Below are 17,535 nucleotides of genomic sequence, written 5' to 3' on the forward strand. Positions count from 1 at the left end.
GTTTGCATCAGAAGCGCCAGATCACGTCGATGAACGCGCGGTGCATGTACGAATCAACCTGGCTGCCGTAGGCATCGCCCGGTTTGAACACACCGCCACGGAAGCGCACGAGGGCCGACGGCTCGTCGATCGACTGGCTCAACGCCGCCGGCAACAGGCCTTGCTTGAAGTACTTGGTGACGACCAGGTCCATCTCCTGACCCAGGTCCTTGTTGCCGTCTTCAAGCGGCAGCGAAGTGCTGGAAAGAATCGCGCCGGTGGCGTCGTCGGTGTTGTTTTCCACGGCGTTGATGCCGTTGCTGCCCACCGGCTTGTTGCCGTCGACACGCCAGAACTTGTGGTAGATCAGGCTGGCGTCGTACTCGTCGTTGACCATCCACGAACCGAACAGGGTCGCGGTCTGCATGTTGTTCATTTCGCCACGGAAGGCTTCGCCGAAACGGTGCACCCGCGAGCGCGTACCGGTGTAGTTGGAGCGGTTGCTCTCCAGACCGTTCTGTTCGTAATCGGCGCTGGCGCGGGCATACGCGGCACCGACCTGCCACTGCGGATCGAGGCGCAGACGCACACCGATGTCGGTGGCCCAGCCATTCACATCATCGCTGCGCTTGGCTTGTGCCGGACGCGAACCATCGGCGTTCAGCGCGTTGACCGAGTCGCGGTCGCCGCTCATGCCGGTGATGCTGCCCCAGTAGTTGACGGTGTTGGTGTTGCGCCAGTTGTAGGCATCGCTGTCGGCGGTCAGGCCGAGCCAGCTGATGTCGCCGTTCTGGGTTTTATCCAGTGAGTCGCGCGGCACGCCCGGTTCGGCGTAATCGAGTTTGCCGTCATCGTGGGTGTGATGACCGCGAATGCCGACCCAGTTGCCCGGCGTCCACTGGTAAGCGGCGTCGGCGTAGGCGTGCAGGCGGTCCTTGTCTTTCGGCGCCAGCTCTTTCAGGTCGGTGCGGTATTCGCTGAAGCGTTCGGCAACACCGGCGTTGGCGCGCAACAGGGTGGTGTCGAAGGTCCAGTTCAATGCTTCGATGTTGGTGTCGCGCCACTGCCCGTCGTCATTGCGCAGGCGCTGGCGACCGAACTTGAGCATCTCGCCCGGGTACGGCGTAAGGCCGCTGTAGCCGACCCAGAACTCGCGCATCGCCAGGTAGTTCTTCTTGGTTTTGCGATCACTGTTGTCGGTGGCTTGTTCACCGTCGGATTGTTGCAGGGTGTCGGTCTCGATGATGTCGGTCGAGGTCACGGCCTGACCCATGGCGTAGGCGCTCCACGCGCCGCTTTCGCCGTAGATCCACGGACGCAGGTCGAGCCCGACGCCGTTGACGTCGCCGCCACTGGCGGTGCCGAGGTCACGGTCGTCTTCGGACTGGCCGGTGACTTTCACTTCGAGGCCAAAGTTCTTGGTTTCAGTCATCGCGGCCAGTGTCGGGCAAGACCAGATCAGCGCGAACGAAAGGCCAATGCCGGCCTTCACGAATGGATTCAACTTCATAATTTTTCCTCGCCGTCTTCTTCTTGCAGGGCGTGCAGTTGCAGCGTGTTCGGGTTCAGAGCGCCACGGCTGGCTTGCTCTTGTTGCAGCAGACGTTGCGCTTCGGCCAGACGCTCGGGCGGCAGTTGCGCGGCGAGGGTGGTCGCCAGCTCATCGGCTTGCGGGGTGTTTTGCGCCTTGGCCAATTGGCTGAACACATAGGCGTTGAGCGGGTCGGGCCTGGTGCCCTTGCCTTGGGAGAACAGTTGGGCGATAGCGAAGTCGGCGCTGTTCTGGCCATTGCGCGCAGCGGTCAACAAGTGGTCGAGAGCCTTCTGCGGATAGACCTTGCCCAGGTAGCCACGGCGATAGATCTGGCCGAGGTAGTAGTCAGCGGCGACTTCGCGGCCAACGGCTTTCTGGAAATGTTCTTCGGCGACTTTGGCGTCGGCCGGGACCAGTTTGCCTTCGTAGTAGAGCTTGCCCAGCAACAGCTCGGCGCGTGGCTGGTCGGCGGCACGGCCGTTGTCGAGGTACTTCATCATCTGATCGACGTCGCCCAGTTCCGGGTAGTCGTAGAGCAGTTGTGCGAGGGTCACCCACGACGCCGGATAGCCCGGAGCAATCGGCTCGAGCAGCGACTGCGCGGTTTTCTCGTCGGTCTTGCCGAGGGTCGAATCGGCCAGCACGCGGGCCACGGAATCGACGCGTTGTGCTGTGACGGTGCCACGGCTGTAACCGGCCTGCATTTGCTTGATCAGCTCGGCTTGTTGCTCAGGCTGGGCACGTTTCTGATAGACCGTGGCCAGTTCGACGTAGCAGATGTCGGTGGTGTTGAGCGCGGCTTTGCAGATTTTTTCCACGTCATCCAGATGCTGGTCGTAGGTGCCTTGGGTGCGATACAGCAGCACCTGCGCCAGACCCGCTTCCGGGTAACCGGACTTGCGCCACTGATCGATCTGCTGCTGCGCGTTGATGTTGGGGAAGCTGTGCGGGTATTGCAGGTACAGCATCGCCAGCGGGATCAACGTATTGCCTTCGCCATTGGCGGCGGCTTTTTTCAGCAGGCTTTCGGCTTCGTGGTGCTCGGCTTCGGTAGAACCCGGTTTGGCCACCAGCAAGCGACCGAGACGGGCCTGCGCACGCGGCGAAACACTGGCGGCGGCGCGGTAAGTCGCTTCGGCCTGTTTCATTTGCTCAGGGTCACGGCTGTCGACCTGGATATCGGCGAGGCCGACTTGCGCTTCGCTGTAACCCAGGTCCGCCAGTTGCTGATAGTTCTGCGCGGCGGTGGCAGTGTCGCCACGCTTGAGCGCTTCGTTGGCCAGGCGCTGATCGGGCAGGCCGGCGCAACCGGCCAGACTGACTGCCAATGCCAAGGCACACACCGTCCCCATGTAGGAGTGAGCCTGCTTGCGATTCAGGCAACTCGGTACATCAGACAAACCGCGGCGCTCCCATCGCGAGCAGGCTCGCTCCCACAGGGTCGGCGGTGTGTTGAAGATATGAGTAGTCACAGGCATGTCCTCGACTTAAAGACCGGCAGCCATGGCTTTGTCGATCAGCCAGTTCAGGTTCGGGCCACGGTCGCTGTTCACTTCCACCGGGCGGCCGGCGAGGCTGCTGTCGAGCGGCTCGTCAGGCTGGATCTGTACGCGGATATCGGAGGACAGGTCGGCGCTTTTCAGGCTGGTGCTGCTGACGATCTTGCCGGTGCGGGTCTTGTCTTCGCCGGCGATCTGGAAACTCACCGGGGTGCCTGGACGCACGTCGCCGAACTGGCGATAGGAGAAGCGCGCATCGACGGTGGCCTGGGTGTTGCGCGGCACCAGTTGGAAGATCACGTCGCCCTTGCTCGCGTACTGACCGTCGGCCACCAGTTGCTGGGCCACGGTGCAATCGCACGGCGAGGTCAGGGTACCGGTCATTTGCTTGCCGAACAGTTCTTCAACCTTGGCCGGGGACAATTGATCTTCTTCCAAATGGCCCTTGAGCACGTCGAGCATGCTGGTGCTGAAGGTCGCCAGTGGCGCGCCTTTGGCCGCCACGCCGTCGGACTTGATCAGGCTTTGCACGGTGCCGTCGCGCGGCATGGTGATGTTCATCCCCGGCACGCTGACCAGACCGGCCTGCGCGTGGCTGACGAAGTACATGCCGTATACCGATTTGAAAATGAAACCCGCTGCGACCAGACCAACCGCGAAGATACCGGCGCTGAACGTCACCGCCTTCAAACGACCGAACGGGGTCATGCCGCTGCCGCCGTCCTTGACCTTGCGCGCCTTGGTGAAGTTGTCACGCTGCAGGGTTGCCAGCACTTCACCCATGCTGACGATGTCGCCGGCCAGGTGCGAAGTGATCAAGTGGCGCAGGGTGGAAATATCCTGCGGCTCGAGGTTCTGGAACTGGCAGCCGGCACGGCCGGTCTGGCGGTCGAAGGAACGCACTTGCAGTTCAACGTCCATGGCCAGGCCGAGGTTGTCGATGACAAATTGCAGGCGGGCCTTGTACACCTCACCGATAGTCAGCGGCATTTGCCCGGCGTTGAACGCCAGACCACCGGCGGACAGGTCGAGGACCCGCGCTTCCATTGGCGTCCGGTCGGGGCCGAAGAAGCGCAGTTTGGCCGGGATTTTCACTCGGGCGTGTTGGCGCTGGGCTTCGGATTCATGCACTACGTTGGCGTTGACGGCGGTATTCATGGGGGCGATTTCCTTGTTAATTCAATAGGGGCAGGTCAGACCATCATCAGCAGCACGGCGACGAAAATGCTGCCGGCGGAGAAGGTCATGGTCCGAGACGACCAGGTGTTGAACCAACGTTGAAAGCTGGCGAGATCACGGGTCAGGGAAGTGGGTTGGCGAGTCCAGGATTGCTGGTCGAGGCGGAAGAACACGTAGATCTTCACCAGCGCGCCGACGATCTGGTTGTAATAGAGGATCGCGGGGTAAGCCGGGCCGATCCGGTGACCGGAACACGACAACAGCAACGTCAGGATCAAGCGGGTGATGCCGATCCACAGCAGGTAAACCAGGATGAACGCGGTGCCGTACTTGAAGCTGGCGATCATCGCCACGGTCAGGCCGAGCAGCGAGGTCCACATCGATACGCGTTGGTCGAACAGCACCACCGAGGTGAAGGCGCCGAGACGTTTCACACCCAGGCCCAGCGCTCGTGAGTTCTGTCGCAGGTTGTTGCCGTACCAGCGGAACATCAGTTTGCGGCTGGCCTTGATGAAGCTCTTTTCCGGCGGGTGCTCAACGGTGTTGATCGCCGCGTCAGGCACGTAGAAGGTGTCGTAACCGAGGCGCATCAGGCTGAACCAGCTCGACTTGTCGTCGCCGGTCAAAAACTTGAAGCGGCCCAGACGCCAGTGTTGCAGCGAGTCGCTTTCAACGTCGGCGATGAACTCCGGGTTGGTGACCACCGTGGCGCGAAACACCGACATGCGCCCGGTCATGGTCAGCACGCGTTTCGACAGGGCCATCGAGCACATGTTGATGTGGCGCTGGGCGAAACGCAGCTTGTGCCATTCGCTCATGATGTAGCCGCCGCGCACTTCGCAGAACTCGTTGGTGGTCAGGCCGCCGACGTTGCCGAACAGCTGGAACCACGGCACGGTCTTGCGTACGGTGCCTTCGCCGAGCACGGTGTCACCGTCGATCACGGCCACCACAGCACGGTCGTCCGGCAAGTGACGGGAGATTGCGCGGAAACCATAAGCCAGGCCATCACGTTTACCGGTGCCGGGAATGCGCACGAAGTCGAGCTTCACGCGGTCGGGCGGATTCATCCGCGCCCACAGTGCCTTGACCAGCAGCTCATCGGACATTTCCACGATCGAGCAGACCACGGTGGTCGGCAGTTCGCAGTCGATGGCTTCGCGGATCACCGAGCTGTAGACCTGCGCAGTAGTCAGCGCGTCGATACGGAAACTGGTGACCATCAGGAACACATGCGACGGGTCCGCCGCCTTACCCAGCTTGCGCACTTTGCGGCGCAGGTGCGGGTAAACGATGTAGAGAAAAATCATGCCGCGCACAAAGTGCGTTGCACCCATCGAGTAGCGCCAGATACCCACGGCGCCAATCAGGAAAATGAAGTCCTTCGACTCGGAGTCGAATGTGGACGTGGGCAGCATCAAGGCCAGGCCCATCAACAAACTGAGGTAAAACAGCCAACCGGCGGCCTGAAGTAGGCCGTGCTTTAGCCTGTGCATAATCTGCATCCGTCTCTATCTCGGGCGAGCCCGATGGGGTTAAGGCAGGCTTACAAAGAACTGCGATGTCACGCGCAATTCGGGCGAACCCTGTAGGAGCTGCCGAAGGCTGCGATCTGTTGATCTTTGCCGGTTCACTCGGGACTTAAGCGTTTGGGGCAAAGATCGCAGCCTTCGGCAGCTCCTACATTCGGGTTCACACATTGGTTGCGCGCCGCCTATGGGTTACGCGGCGGCGCGCAACGTCTGCTTTACCAGCAGATACCTTCGGTGCGAGTACCGGCGTCGGTGGCTTTGGCCATGAAGCCCACCAGGTCGATGACCTGTTTGCCGTGCGGCGCTTGCTGTGCCAGCGGGCGGAACTTCTCGTCGCGGTTGCCGAGGATGATCACGTCGGAGTTATCGATCACCGAATCGAAGTCCGCGTTGAGCAGGGACGATACGTGCGGGATCTTCGACTCGATGTAGTCCTTGTTCGCGCCGTGAACACGGGCGTACTCGACGTTGCTGTCGTAGATGCTCAGGTCGTAACCCTTGCCGATCAGCATCTCGGCCAGTTCCACCAGCGGGCTTTCGCGCAGGTCGTCGGTGCCGGCCTTGAAGCTCAGGCCGAGCAGGGCGACTTTGCGTTTGTCGTGGCTTTCAACGATGTCGAAAGCGTTCTGCACTTGCGATTCGTTGCTGCGCATCAGCGAGTTGAGCAGCGGCGCTTCGACGTCCAGGGAACCGGCGCGGTAGGTCAGGGCGCGCACGTCTTTTGGCAGGCACGAACCGCCGAAGGCGAAGCCCGGGCGCATGTAGTACTGGGACAGGTTCAGGGTCTTGTCCTGGCAGACCACTTCCATCACTTCACGGCCATCGACGCCGACCGCTTTGGCGATGTTGCCGATCTCGTTAGCGAAGGTCACTTTGGTGGCGTGCCAGACGTTGCAGGTGTACTTGATCATCTCGGCAACGGCGATGTCCTTGCGGATGATCGGTGCGTCGAGTTCTTCGTACAGCGATTGCAGAACGTCGCCGGAGGCCTTGTCGAACTCGCCGATGACAGTCATCGGTGGCAGGTCGTAGTCGGCGATGGCGGTGGATTCGCGCAGGAACTCAGGGTTGACCGCAACGCCGAAGTCGACGCCGGCCTTCTTGCCCGAGCAGTCTTCGAGAATCGGGATTACCACGTTGGCCACAGTGCCCGGCAGTACGGTGCTGCGCACGACGATGGTGTGGCGGGTGGTTTTTTCACGCAGGACAAAACCGATCTCGCGGCACACCGCTTCGATGTAGTTCAGTTCGAGGTCGCCGTTCTTTTTGCTCGGCGTACCGACGCAAATCATCGACAGGTCGGTGTCGCGAATCGCCTCGGCGAAGTTGGTCGTGCCACGCAGACGACCGGTCTGGATACCCTGTTGCAGAAGTTCGCCCAGGCCCGGTTCAACAATCGGCGACTTGCCGGCGTTGATCATGTCGATCTTGTCTTTGGCAACATCGACGCCAACTACGTCATGGCCCCGTGCAGACAGGCAACCGGCACATACTGCGCCAACGTAACCCAAACCAAATATGCTGATGCGCATCGCAATTACCTCTGTATATATCAGGCCTTAGAGGGCCGGAGTTAATGGTGTTCAGCGTTCATTAGTGCACTCGAAAGTGCGGCATACAGGCGCCACAATGCCGTGTGCAGGCATACTAAGTTTCGAGTGTCTAAATAAGTGCACTCAAGATGTGCGCAACCAGGCCTTGTTGTTATGACTTGCCCTGTTATGCAGCCGATCTTCTTTGGAGAAGACTCTTGTGCAATCGTCTTACGCGCTCGATGTCAGGAGGAAAGTCCAGTAAATCAAGCGGTTGGGTGCTCAGGTGAGCACGTTTATAAGGGCGCGGTCATGGCCTTGTAGGGGATATAAATGCTGCGTATCTCCTGTCCATCGTCTGTTTTGAGACTAGTTAGTCATCTAGGCAAGTTGCTGTGACAACTTGGTTACATGGCTATCTGCTCCGCGTAAGTTATCTCGTACAAACTCGGCGAGAATCGTTACCGGTGGTATGAGCTATGCATTCGGACGAAGTTCCTGTCCGCTCATCGCGAAAGCTGAAATTTTTTGAAATATTGTCAAAGATGGCACTAGTCTCAATTTGATAGCACTTTCGTTTTCGACCTTTATTAACAGGCGAAAAATCACGTTAGATAGTTTTGTGCCACTACGGTGAAAAAAATCAGGTGCCACTACTGAAAAAAGTGATCAGTGTCGAGTGAAACTAATATTAGAAAAGGTAGGGGTATTATTCTGGCGCCATAAAAATGGCGAAAACAGGCGGGGGATTTTTGACATCGTGCGAGCTGCACGACTCTTTATAGAAAGAGTCGTGCATTAGGCATGCTTTATTCGGGGGCGTGGTCGCGCAAAAACACCAGATTGTCCGGTTTCGACTGCTCAGCGCTGTAGCGATAACCCTGCACATCGAACTGTTTGAGCTGGGCCGGATCGTTGATCTTTTCCTGGATCACGAAACGGCTCATCAGGCCTCGGGCCTTTTTCGCGTAGAAGCTGATGATCTTGTATTGGCCGTTCTTCTGATCCTTGAACTCGGTGTTGATGATCCGCGCGTTCAGGGCTGTGCGTTTGACCGCCGAGAAGTATTCGTTTGAGGCGAGGTTGAGCAGCACGTCATCGCCCTGATCGGCCAGCGCCTCATTCAGCCACTCGCTGATGCGCGTGCCCCAGAAGGCGTACAGGTCTTTGCCACGGGCGTTGGCCAGTTTGGTGCCCATTTCCAGACGGTACGGTTGCATCAGGTCGAGCGGGCGCAGCAAGCCGTAGAGGCCAGAGAGCATGCGCAGGTGTTTTTGCGCGTAATCGAAATCGGCTTCGCTGAAGGACTGCGCGTCCAGACCGGTGTAGACGTCACCCTTGAACGCGAGCAGTGCCTGTTTAGCGTTCTCTGGCGTGAACGCGGGTGTCCAGCTGCCGAACCGCGCGGCGTTGAGCCCGCCGATTTTGTCGGACACGTGCATCAGTTCGCTGATCTGCGCCGGGGTCAGGTCGCGCAATTGCTGGATCAGCTCCTGGGAATGGTCGAGGTATTGCGGCTGGGTGAAGCGCTGGGTCGCCGGCGGTGTTTCGTAATCGAGGGTCTTGGCGGGGGAAATCACCATCAGCATGAAGTCGTCTCCTTTAATCGTGGGGGCGATTCTAGGGGGTTGTCCGAGTTGACTCCAGCTATCAAGCCCATAGGTGATCGACGGCAAAAGCATCTTGCCCATACCCCTGTGGCGAGGGAGCTTGCTCCCGCTCGAGTGCGCAGCACTCGCAAACCCGGCAAACGCATTTTTCCTGGACGACTGCGATTGCTGCATTTGAGGCTGCTGCGCAACCCAGCGGGAGCAAGCTCCCTCGCCACAGAATGCGCCATCCTTCAGGAGGTTTGGGTGGCTTATCAGCTATAGTGCCGCGCGGGTTTTGTTATGGAGACATCCCTTTTGCGCATTGTTCTTTTATTCACCGCGTGGCTGTTGAGCTTCGGTGCCGTGGCGGCGCCGGGCGATGTGGCGACGCTGGATCGCAGCACCTGGCCGGAGCAGCTCAGCAACCCGACCCTGTTTGACGTGGCGTCGCGGGCGGAAATCCTGATGTTTGCCCGTGGCCTGCTGGGCACCGAGTCGATGGACGAGGCTGCTCTGGGTCAGCGTCTGGGTCTGCGCACGGTCAACATCGATGCGGTCAACATTCTGCGTCAACACCTCTGGCAGCGCCTGTTGGCCAATTACAACTACGCCCAGCAAAGCTGCGATCAGGACGCCTCGTTCTGCTTCCTTGTCGAAGACTTGCCGACGCTGCGCGAGCAAGCCGCCAAGTTCGTGGTCAGCGACGACAGCTATTACACCAAGTGGGCCGAGCCGAGCCGGATCTTCCATCTGCAGTATCTCGACGAGTTGCTGCGCAAGGCCGCTCTGTCGCCACAGACCAGCAACGAATTCGATCGTTTCGGTGACTACGAGCGTAATGGCGACGAGATGCACGATCGCCTGTTTCTGCTGACCTTCGACAGCGCCGCCAACCTGCAACCGGACAACACCGATTGGCTCACCGAGTACCTGCGCAAATCTAATCTGAGCGGCACGTTCTTCGTGTTGGGCAAGGATATTCAGGCGCGGCTGGCCGATCGTTCGGTGAGCAGCCTGCAAGCGGGATTCTCCAGACAGTGCGTGGGCGTTCAAGGTTGGGAGTTCCGCTCCCACAGTCACTGGCAGGACTGGCAGGATTCGGTGCGGCGCAGCGCTGATCTGGTGAAGAACAAGTTGCCGGAAAACTACGTGCCGCTGTTCCGTCCGCCGGAAGGCCAGCGGCGTAGCGATGCGCAAGGTTTCTTCAACAACCAGGGCCTGCAAGTGGCGCTGTGGGACATCGACGCCCAGGACGGCGCTGGCAAACTCAAGGGCGCGCCGAGTGCGCAGCGGGTGCTGACCCTGATGCTGTTGTGGCGCCACGGGGTGATCAATTTCAACATGAAACAGGACGCGGTGAAGACCGCGTTGCCGTGGTTGATCACGCAAACCGCGCAGAGCGGCATCGGTTGGGAAGACTGTCAGGACGCGTTTCGTTGAGAAACGGCAAAAGCCCGGAAACATTGGGCTTGGGGCGATTTTCTTGAGGAATTCGATGCAGGCGGACTTCCGACTTTAGCGGGGTCTGGGCAGTCCGCCAAGGGCTTTTCGTCACTCTGCAAAATAAACTTAAAAAAACCGTCAAAGTGCTTTTTTATGTCATCGGTTTTGGAGTATTACGAAGACAGACCGCCGAAACCTGCAACACAGGTGGCGTCTTCCAAGACCCGTTTGTTTGCAGTCACTTGACTCTCCGCAGGTGAGATTCGGCAGTCACTTCGAGGCGCAGCACCGCCCAGGTATTGCGTCCAATGGCTCTGACAAAGGTGACCGAGTATGGATGATCACGGACGTAGCCCTTCCTCCAACCAGCCAATCCTTTATGTACTCGATACCAACGTATTGATTCACGATCCAAACGCCCTGCTGAATTTCGAAGAACACCACGTCGCGATCCCGATGACCGTGCTGGAAGAGCTGGACAAGCTCAAGAGCGGGCATCACAGCGTTGCCGCCGAATGCCGTCAGGCCATCCGGCTGATCGACAAGACCTTGGGCGACGCTTCCCCGGAAGACGTTGAACTGGGTGTGCCGATCCAGCGCGGCAAGGGCGGGCCAAAGGGCTTGCTGTCAATTCTGATGAGCAAACAGGCCGAATCGAACCTGATTCTGCCCGAGCATCTGAACGACAACAAAATCATCAACCAACTGATTGACCTGCACACCCGCGACCCGAAAAAGCCTGTGGTGCTGGTCACCAAAGACATCAACATGCGCCTCAAGGCGCGCGCCTGCGGCATCGATGCCGAGGACTACAGCACCGACCAACTGGTCGATGACGTGTCCCTGCTGCCCAACGGCTATCACAACATGACCGGCTCATTCTGGGACCGCGTGAGCAAGGTCGACACCCGTCAGGATCACGGCCGCACCTGGCATCAAGTGCAACTGATCGACAACCTGCCGGCAGTACACATCAACGAGTTCATCATTGACGAACAGGGCTTTGTCGGCTGGATCAAGGAGATCGACGAGGCCAAGCTGCTGATCCTCGACCTGCATCAGGAACCGCTGCTGCACCAAGAGGCCTGGGGGCTCAAACCACGCGACATCTATCAGAGTCTGGCGCTGTACGCGTTGCTGGATCCGGACATTCATCTGGTCAACCTGTCCGGTGCGGCAGGCTCCGGTAAAACCATTCTGGCACTGGCTGCTGCGATTGAGCAGACCATGGTCAGCAAGCGTTATCGCCGCATCATTGCCACTCGCAGCGTGCAGGGTCTGGATCAGGAAATCGGTTTCCTGCCCGGCACCGAAGCGGAAAAAATGGAGCCTTGGCTGGGCGCCATCACCGACAACCTCGAAGCCTTGCACATGGATGACGAAAACACCCATGGCAGCGTCGACTACATCCTCAGCAAAGTGCCGTTGCAGTTCAAATCGCTCAACTACATTCGCGGTCGCAGCTTCCAGCAGAGCCTGATCCTGATCGACGAATGCCAGAACCTTACGCCGCACCAGATGAAAACCATCATCACCCGTGCCGGCGCCGGTTCCAAAGTGGTGTGCCTGGGCAACCTCGCACAGATCGACACCCCTTACCTGTCCGCGACCAGCTCCGGGCTGACGTACCTGACCGAACGCTTCAAGGATTTCCCCAACGGTGTACACATCACCCTGCAAGGGGTGCCACGCTCGATCCTGGCCGAATACGCCGAATCGCATTTGTAACCCTTCACCCAAAACCGGGCGGCCCAAAAGCCGCCCGGTTTTTATGTCCTGCACAAATCTAAATGTGGGAGCGAGCCTGCTCGCGAAGGCGGTATGTCAGTCGACATCTATAGTGAATCTGAATCCGCTTTCGCGAGCAGGCTCGCTCCCACAGGGGGCAACGGTGATTTCATAATCAGTGATGCGGATATCTGACCCGCAGGTTTACAATCCACGCTCCTGATCAGGAGTAATCCCGTGCTGACTCATCTCGATTCCCAAGGTCGCGCCAACATGGTCGACGTCACCGAAAAAGCCGTGACGTTCCGTGAAGCGACGGCCCAAGCGCTGGTGCGCATGCTCCCCGAAACGCTGCAGATGATCGTCAGCGGCGGCCATCCCAAGGGCGACGTGTTCGCCGTGGCGCGCATCGCCGGTATTCAAGCGGCGAAGAAAACCAGCGATCTGATTCCCCTGTGCCATCCGCTGATGCTCACCGGCGTCAAAGTCGAACTCAGTGCCGACGGTGAAGACACTGTACGCATCGTCGCCCGTTGCAAACTGTCCGGGCAGACCGGCGTCGAGATGGAAGCGCTGACCGCCGCCAGCGTCGCCGCCCTGACCATCTACGACATGTGCAAAGCCGTGGATCGCGGCATGACCATCGAAAGCGTTCGGCTGCTGGAGAAGGTCGGCGGCAAGAGCGGGCACTTCCAGGCGGAGCAGCCATGAACCTGACCGTGAAGTTTTTTGCCCGTTACCGTGAAGCGCTGGGCGTGGATTCGGTAAAGGTTGAAGGTGATTTCGCCACCGTCGATGACGTGCGCGCACTGCTCGCGCAGCGTGACGGCGCCGAGGTGCTGAGCGAGCAGAACCTGATGTGCGCACGCAACGAAGATCTCTGCCAGCTCGACGAGCCGGTGACCGATGGCGACGAAGTGGCGTTTTTCCCTACCGTGACCGGAGGCTGAGTCATGGCGATTCGCGTGCAGGCCACGCCGTTCGATCCGGGCGCTGAAGTCAACGCGATGCACGCGGCCAATGTCGGCGTCGGCGCGGTGGTGAGTTTTGTCGGTTACGTGCGTGATTTCAACGACGGGCTGGATGTGGCGGGGATGTTCCTTGAGCACTATCCGGGCATGACCGAAAAAGCCCTCGGCAAGATCGCCAGCGAAGCCGAACAGCGCTGGCCGTTGCTGAAGCTGGAAGTGTTGCACCGCATCGGCGCGCTGGAACCGGGCGAGCCGATCGTGTTTGTCGGTGCCGCCAGCGCCCATCGCCAGGCTGCATTCGATGCCTGCGCCTTCGTCATGGATTACCTGAAAACCCGCGCACCGTTCTGGAAGAAAGAAAACACCAGTGACGGCCCGCGTTGGGTTGAAGGGCGTGACAGCGATCATGCGGCTGCCGATCGCTGGAAAAAGTAAGTCTTGTAGCGCCCTTCAGTAAGCCTTCGCGAGCAGGCTCGCTCCCACATTGGATCTTCATGAGCGCAGATATTGTGTTCGCTACAGATCCCCTGTGGGAGCGAGCCTGCTCGCGAAGGCGTCATCTGCATCACCAAAATCCTCTCTCTTTGCCCGATTGACGAAATGTACATATAAGTCCAACATGGATTTATAAGTACAAAAAAGCTTCAGTCTTGCCGCTCGTAGCTTCCCGCTCCCAGCTGCTCTTCTTCATCTTGCCAAACCAACAACAACCCGCGAGAGAATGAACATGAAGAAACTCCCCCTCATCACCGGTCTTGCCCTCAGCCTGTTGGCCTCTGCCAGCGTGTTCGCCGCCGAGCAAACCCTGCGCATCGGCATTGAAGCCGCTTACCCGCCATTCGCTTCGAAAACCGACAAGGGCGAAATCGTCGGTTTCGACTACGACATCGGCAATGCCCTGTGTGCGCAGATGAAGGTCAAGTGCGTGTGGGTCGAGGGTGAGTTCGACGGTCTGATTCCTTCGCTCAAGGTGAAGAAAATCGACATGGCCCTGTCGTCCATGACCATCAACGAAGACCGCAAGAAATCGGTGGATTTCACCCACAAGTACTACTTCACTTCGTCGCGACTGGTGATGAAAGAAGGCGCCACGGTCGACGATCAATACGCCAGCCTCAAGGGCAAGAATGTCGGCGTGCAGCGTGCGACCACGACCGATCGTTATGCCACCGAGGTGTTTGAACCGAAGGGCATCAACGTCAAGCGCTACAGCAACAACGAAGAAATCTACATGGACCTGGCGGCCGGTCGCCTCGATGCGATTTTTGCCGACACCATTCCGCTGAATGATTTTCTGTCGATGCCGCGTGGCAAGGGTTATGCGTTTGTCGGGCCTGAGTTGAAGGATCCGAAGTACGTTGGCGAAGGTGCAGGGATTGCGGTGCGCAAGGGCAATACTGAACTGGTCAGCCAGTTGAATGGCGCCATCGATGGGATTCGCGCGAGTGGCGAGTACCAGAAGATTTCCGAGAAGTACTTCAAGTCCGACATTTACGGCGATTGATAAAAAAGATCGCAGCCTTCGGCAGCTCCTACATGGAAATGCGTGCTCCTGTAGGAGCTGCCGCAGGCTGCGATCTTTTGCTCCTCAGCCCTTCATTTCCTTCAGATGTTTGTACACCGTCGCCCGCCCCATGTTCAGCACATTGGCCACATAGTTCGAGGCGCTCTTGCCCTTGAACGCGCCTTCGGCGTGCAGCGCCAGCACCAGTTCGCGCTTGTGATCGCGGGTCAGCAGATTCAGGCTCAGTTGCCGCTCGCGCAGCCAGGCGTGGAGGAAGGTGTTGATGCGCTCCTGCCAGTCATCGCGAAACAGTGAATCCGGTTGCGGGATCAGTTTGCTCGGCGAGAGGAACAGGTCCAGCGCGGCCTTGGCATTCTCGAACAGCGAAATATTCAGGTTGATGCACAACACTGCCAGCGGCCGGCCTTCGCTGTCGCGCAGCACGGTGCTCAGGCTGCGAATCTTCTGGCCATCCCAGTTGAGCTTTTCGTACGGGCCGATATTGCGGTCGCTGACATCCTCGCTGAGCATGTCTTCCAGTGACGAGTCGTCGCCGATCTCGCGTTTGGACAGGTTGTTGGCGATGTAGTCGACCTTTTGCGTGCGCAGGTCGTGCAGCACCACTTCGGCGTGGGGAAAGAACAGCGTGGCGATGGCGTCGGCGACGGCGCGGAAGTTATCCAGCGCCGGGTCGAATTCAGGGGCAGTCATGACAGTGGAGCTCCAGGCAGCGTCAACGCCCCCGTGATCAGGAGGCGTTGCGAGTGTGCCGCAATCCGTTGGGCGCGTCATCCGCAGGGACGCTCAGGCGAGGCGGGCAGGGGCGAGCATGGCGCTGTCCAGCCCGAACCGCTGCAAGTGCTCGGGCAATGGCTCACCGCGTACCAACGCCGCGCTGGCCTGGCCCATCGCCGGCGAGGTCTGAATGCCGTAGCCACCCTGCGCCGCCACCCAGAACAGCCCCGGCACCTGTTGATCGAAACCGCTGAGCAAATCACCGTCGGCGACGAAACTGCGCAGCCCGGCCCAAGTGCGCGTCGGCCGGCGGATGGTCAGCGTCGTCGCCTCTTCGATCTGGTAGATGCCCATGGCGATGTCCAGCTCTTCGGGCTGCACATCGTGAGGCTCGACCGGGTCGGCATTGGCCGGCGAGCCGAGGAACATGCCAGCGTCGGGTTTCATGTAGAAGGATTCGTCGAGGCTGACCAGCATCGGCCAGTGATGAATATCCACGCCTTCCGGCCCTGCGAAAATGAACGCGGCGCGGCGTTTCGGTTGCAGGCCCAGCGGTTGGGCGCCGGCCAGTGCGCCGATCTTGTCGGCCCAGGCGCCGGCGGCGTTGATGATCACCGGTGCGCTGAACGTCTGGCCGTTGGTCTGAACGCTCCAGAGGCCTTCGGCATCGTGACTGAGGCCAAGCACTTCGCAATCAGTATGCACTTCGCCGTGGTTCCGGCGGATCCCGCGCAGGTAGCCCTGGTGCAAGGCGTCGGTGTCGATGTCGCTGGCGCTCGGGTCGTAGATCGCGCCATGGACTTTTTCCCGGCGCAGGATCGGCAGTCGCGCACAGGCCTCGTCGGCGCTGAGCAGTTGCATCTCCGGCACGGTGGCTTTGGCGCTGAGGTATTGGTTGTTCAGTTCGGCGGTATCACCGGTGAAGTCCACGGTCATTTCGCCACGCGGGGTGAGCAGTGGGTGTTCACAGAAACCGGCCGGCGGGTTGTCGAAAAATGCCCGGCTGGCCTGGGTCAGCGCGCGTACTTGCGGTGTGCCATACGCAGCGGTGAACAGCGCGGCAGAGCGCCCGGTGGAGTGATAAGCCGGGTGGGATTCACGTTCCAGCACGATCACTTTACCGTGCGGCGACAGCCAGAAACCGGTGGAAGCGCCGGCAATCCCGCCGCCGATGATGATGAAATCTGCCTGGCTCATGAGGTTCTCCAGTGATGACGCAATATCAAGGCGTTCGCTATCCCCTGTAGGAGTGAGCCTGCTCGCGATAGCGGTATATCAGTCGACATCTTCGGTGTATGTCAGACCGTATTCGCGAGCAGGCTCGCTCCCACAGGGGATTTTTGGTGTTAGTGGGTTAGGTGGTAAACCGCATTGGCCAGGGCAATGTCTTCCAGGCCCAAGCCGATTGAACGGAAGAACACGTGACGGTCGTAACCCGGGCGCTGCACTTTCTCACTGAGCAAATCCGCCAGATCACCCACAATCGAGTCCTGGCTCCAGCCATGCTGCTCGGCCGCAATCAGCATCTCCCCCGCCGAACCCGGCGTGGTCAGACGATAGTCGCAGAACACCTGCATGTCGTTGAGGCTCGACGGCGGCACTTCGTGGGCGCGTGGGGCGTTGGTGCTGATCGAGGTGATCAGGGCTGGTTTGCTCAATGCGGCGGGATCGATGACCGGGCCGGCGGACGAGGTGCACAGCATGATCACGTCGGCCTCAGCGATGGCGGCTTCGCGGGTTTCGGCAATGTTCAGATCGGCTGCGATGGCTTTCAATGCTGCCTGTGTTTCAGCATCTTCGAGCAGGGACGGCGAATACAGGCTGATGCTCTGCCAGTCACGCAGCGATTGCACGTAGTGCAGATGCGCCTGCGCAACCTTGCCGCTGCCGATGATTGCCAGTCGCTTGGCATTCACCGGCGCGAGGGCGTCGACCGCCACGGCCGTGGTCGCGGCGGTGCGTGCGGTGGTCAGCTCACCGGCATCGCAGAGCAGCAGCGGCTGGCCGGTTTTCATCGACATCAACAATGTCCAGGCCGTCACCAATGCACCTTGCTCACGGACGATGTACGGCGAAGTCTTCACGCCGTACACGCCATCCTCGGCCAACACGCCCAGATAATTGATGAAGTCGCCGGCACCCTGAGGGAACTCCACCAGTTGCTGCGCCGGTTGTACGGCGTTACCCGCCGCAAGGTCGCGAAACAGCTTGCGCAGGATTTGCGGTACGTCAATGCGCGCCAGCAGCTCACGGGCCTGGGTTTGGTCGATCACGTAGGGCGTACTGGACATGTCAGGCTCCGCAGTC

At 59.6% G+C, this 17,535-nt stretch carries 15 protein-coding genes; 6 read left to right on the forward strand and 9 right to left on the reverse strand.

The genetic code is table 11. The features are described from left to right. Nucleotides 1–7: 7 nt before the first annotated feature. The 6 genes from BK670_RS18535 to yaaA form a co-directional block, all read right to left on the reverse strand. Nucleotides 8–1,489 (reverse strand): alginate export family protein, encoded by a 1,482-nt coding sequence (locus tag BK670_RS18535; protein WP_123451846.1) that lies wholly within the window; start codon nucleotides 1,487–1,489, stop codon nucleotides 8–10. After that, a complete protein-coding gene (algK, locus tag BK670_RS18540; RefSeq protein ID WP_404942483.1) occupies nucleotides 1,486–2,985 on the reverse strand; it encodes an alginate biosynthesis TPR repeat lipoprotein AlgK in 1,500 nt (499 codons plus the stop codon). Before algK ends, BK670_RS18535 begins: the two co-directional genes overlap by 4 nt. A gap of 15 nt (nucleotides 2,986–3,000) precedes the next feature. Then, on the reverse strand, nucleotides 3,001–4,170 hold the full coding sequence (locus BK670_RS18545) for an alginate biosynthesis protein Alg44 (RefSeq protein WP_123451850.1): 1,170 nt from the start codon (nucleotides 4,168–4,170) through the stop codon (nucleotides 3,001–3,003). A 35-nt stretch (nucleotides 4,171–4,205) separates the two neighbouring features. Next, nucleotides 4,206–5,687, reverse strand: a complete 1,482-nt coding sequence (alg8, locus tag BK670_RS18550; protein WP_371857746.1) for a mannuronan synthase — start codon at nucleotides 5,685–5,687, stop codon at nucleotides 4,206–4,208. A gap of 251 nt (nucleotides 5,688–5,938) precedes the next feature. Further along, on the reverse strand, nucleotides 5,939–7,255 hold the full coding sequence (locus tag BK670_RS18555) for a nucleotide sugar dehydrogenase (RefSeq protein ID WP_007914305.1): 1,317 nt from the start codon (nucleotides 7,253–7,255) through the stop codon (nucleotides 5,939–5,941). Nucleotides 7,256–8,064: 809 nt separating this feature from the next. Beyond that, nucleotides 8,065–8,844, reverse strand: coding sequence for a peroxide stress protein YaaA (yaaA, locus tag BK670_RS18560; RefSeq protein ID WP_034154566.1), 780 nt, complete (start codon nucleotides 8,842–8,844; stop codon nucleotides 8,065–8,067). Nucleotides 8,845–9,162: 318 nt separating this feature from the next. Between yaaA and BK670_RS18565 the strand changes: the two genes are divergently transcribed. The 6 genes from BK670_RS18565 to BK670_RS18590 all read left to right on the forward strand — a co-directional run bounded on the left by BK670_RS18565 (nucleotide 9,163) and on the right by BK670_RS18590 (nucleotide 14,493). Then, nucleotides 9,163–10,287: a polysaccharide deacetylase family protein gene (locus BK670_RS18565; protein ID WP_123451853.1), complete on the forward strand. Its 1,125-nt coding sequence runs from the start codon at nucleotides 9,163–9,165 to the stop codon at nucleotides 10,285–10,287. A 336-nt stretch (nucleotides 10,288–10,623) separates the two neighbouring features. Further along, the gene (locus BK670_RS18570; protein WP_007914309.1) at nucleotides 10,624–12,018 is read left to right on the forward strand and encodes a PhoH family protein; all 1,395 of its coding nucleotides are present in this window, start codon (nucleotides 10,624–10,626) and stop codon (nucleotides 12,016–12,018) included. A gap of 237 nt (nucleotides 12,019–12,255) precedes the next feature. After that, the gene (moaC, locus tag BK670_RS18575) at nucleotides 12,256–12,729 is read left to right on the forward strand and encodes a cyclic pyranopterin monophosphate synthase MoaC (RefSeq protein WP_016985015.1); all 474 of its coding nucleotides are present in this window, start codon (nucleotides 12,256–12,258) and stop codon (nucleotides 12,727–12,729) included. Next, on the forward strand, nucleotides 12,726–12,968 hold the full coding sequence (gene moaD, locus BK670_RS18580; RefSeq protein ID WP_123451855.1) for a molybdopterin converting factor subunit 1: 243 nt from the start codon (nucleotides 12,726–12,728) through the stop codon (nucleotides 12,966–12,968). The genes moaC and moaD overlap by 4 nt, the downstream gene beginning before the upstream one ends. A gap of 3 nt (nucleotides 12,969–12,971) precedes the next feature. Then, nucleotides 12,972–13,424: a molybdopterin synthase catalytic subunit MoaE gene (moaE, locus tag BK670_RS18585; protein ID WP_007914312.1), complete on the forward strand. Its 453-nt coding sequence runs from the start codon at nucleotides 12,972–12,974 to the stop codon at nucleotides 13,422–13,424. Nucleotides 13,425–13,716: 292 nt separating this feature from the next. Further along, on the forward strand, nucleotides 13,717–14,493 hold the full coding sequence (locus BK670_RS18590; protein ID WP_093437010.1) for an ABC transporter substrate-binding protein: 777 nt from the start codon (nucleotides 13,717–13,719) through the stop codon (nucleotides 14,491–14,493). 84 nt (nucleotides 14,494–14,577) lie between these two features. Here BK670_RS18590 and BK670_RS18595 read toward each other — a convergent pair whose 3' ends face one another. The 3 genes from BK670_RS18595 to BK670_RS18605 all read right to left on the reverse strand — a co-directional run bounded on the left by BK670_RS18595 (nucleotide 14,578) and on the right by BK670_RS18605 (nucleotide 17,519). Continuing rightward, nucleotides 14,578–15,204 carry a helix-turn-helix transcriptional regulator gene (locus BK670_RS18595; RefSeq protein ID WP_123451857.1) on the reverse strand — a complete coding sequence of 209 codons (627 nt, stop codon included), beginning with the start codon at nucleotides 15,202–15,204 and terminating at the stop codon, nucleotides 14,578–14,580. Nucleotides 15,205–15,297: 93 nt separating this feature from the next. Continuing rightward, entirely contained in the window at nucleotides 15,298–16,425 is a 1,128-nt protein-coding gene (locus BK670_RS18600) for an NAD(P)/FAD-dependent oxidoreductase (RefSeq protein WP_123451859.1), read from the reverse strand. Nucleotides 16,426–16,574: 149 nt separating this feature from the next. Then, nucleotides 16,575–17,519 carry an ornithine cyclodeaminase family protein gene (locus BK670_RS18605; RefSeq protein WP_123451862.1) on the reverse strand — a complete coding sequence of 315 codons (945 nt, stop codon included), beginning with the start codon at nucleotides 17,517–17,519 and terminating at the stop codon, nucleotides 16,575–16,577. Nucleotides 17,520–17,535: the final 16 nt, after the last annotated feature.

Origin of the sequence: Pseudomonas fluorescens (genome assembly GCF_003732425.1) — a bacterium.
GTDB classification, from domain to species: domain Bacteria; phylum Pseudomonadota; class Gammaproteobacteria; order Pseudomonadales; family Pseudomonadaceae; genus Aquipseudomonas; species Aquipseudomonas fluorescens_BE.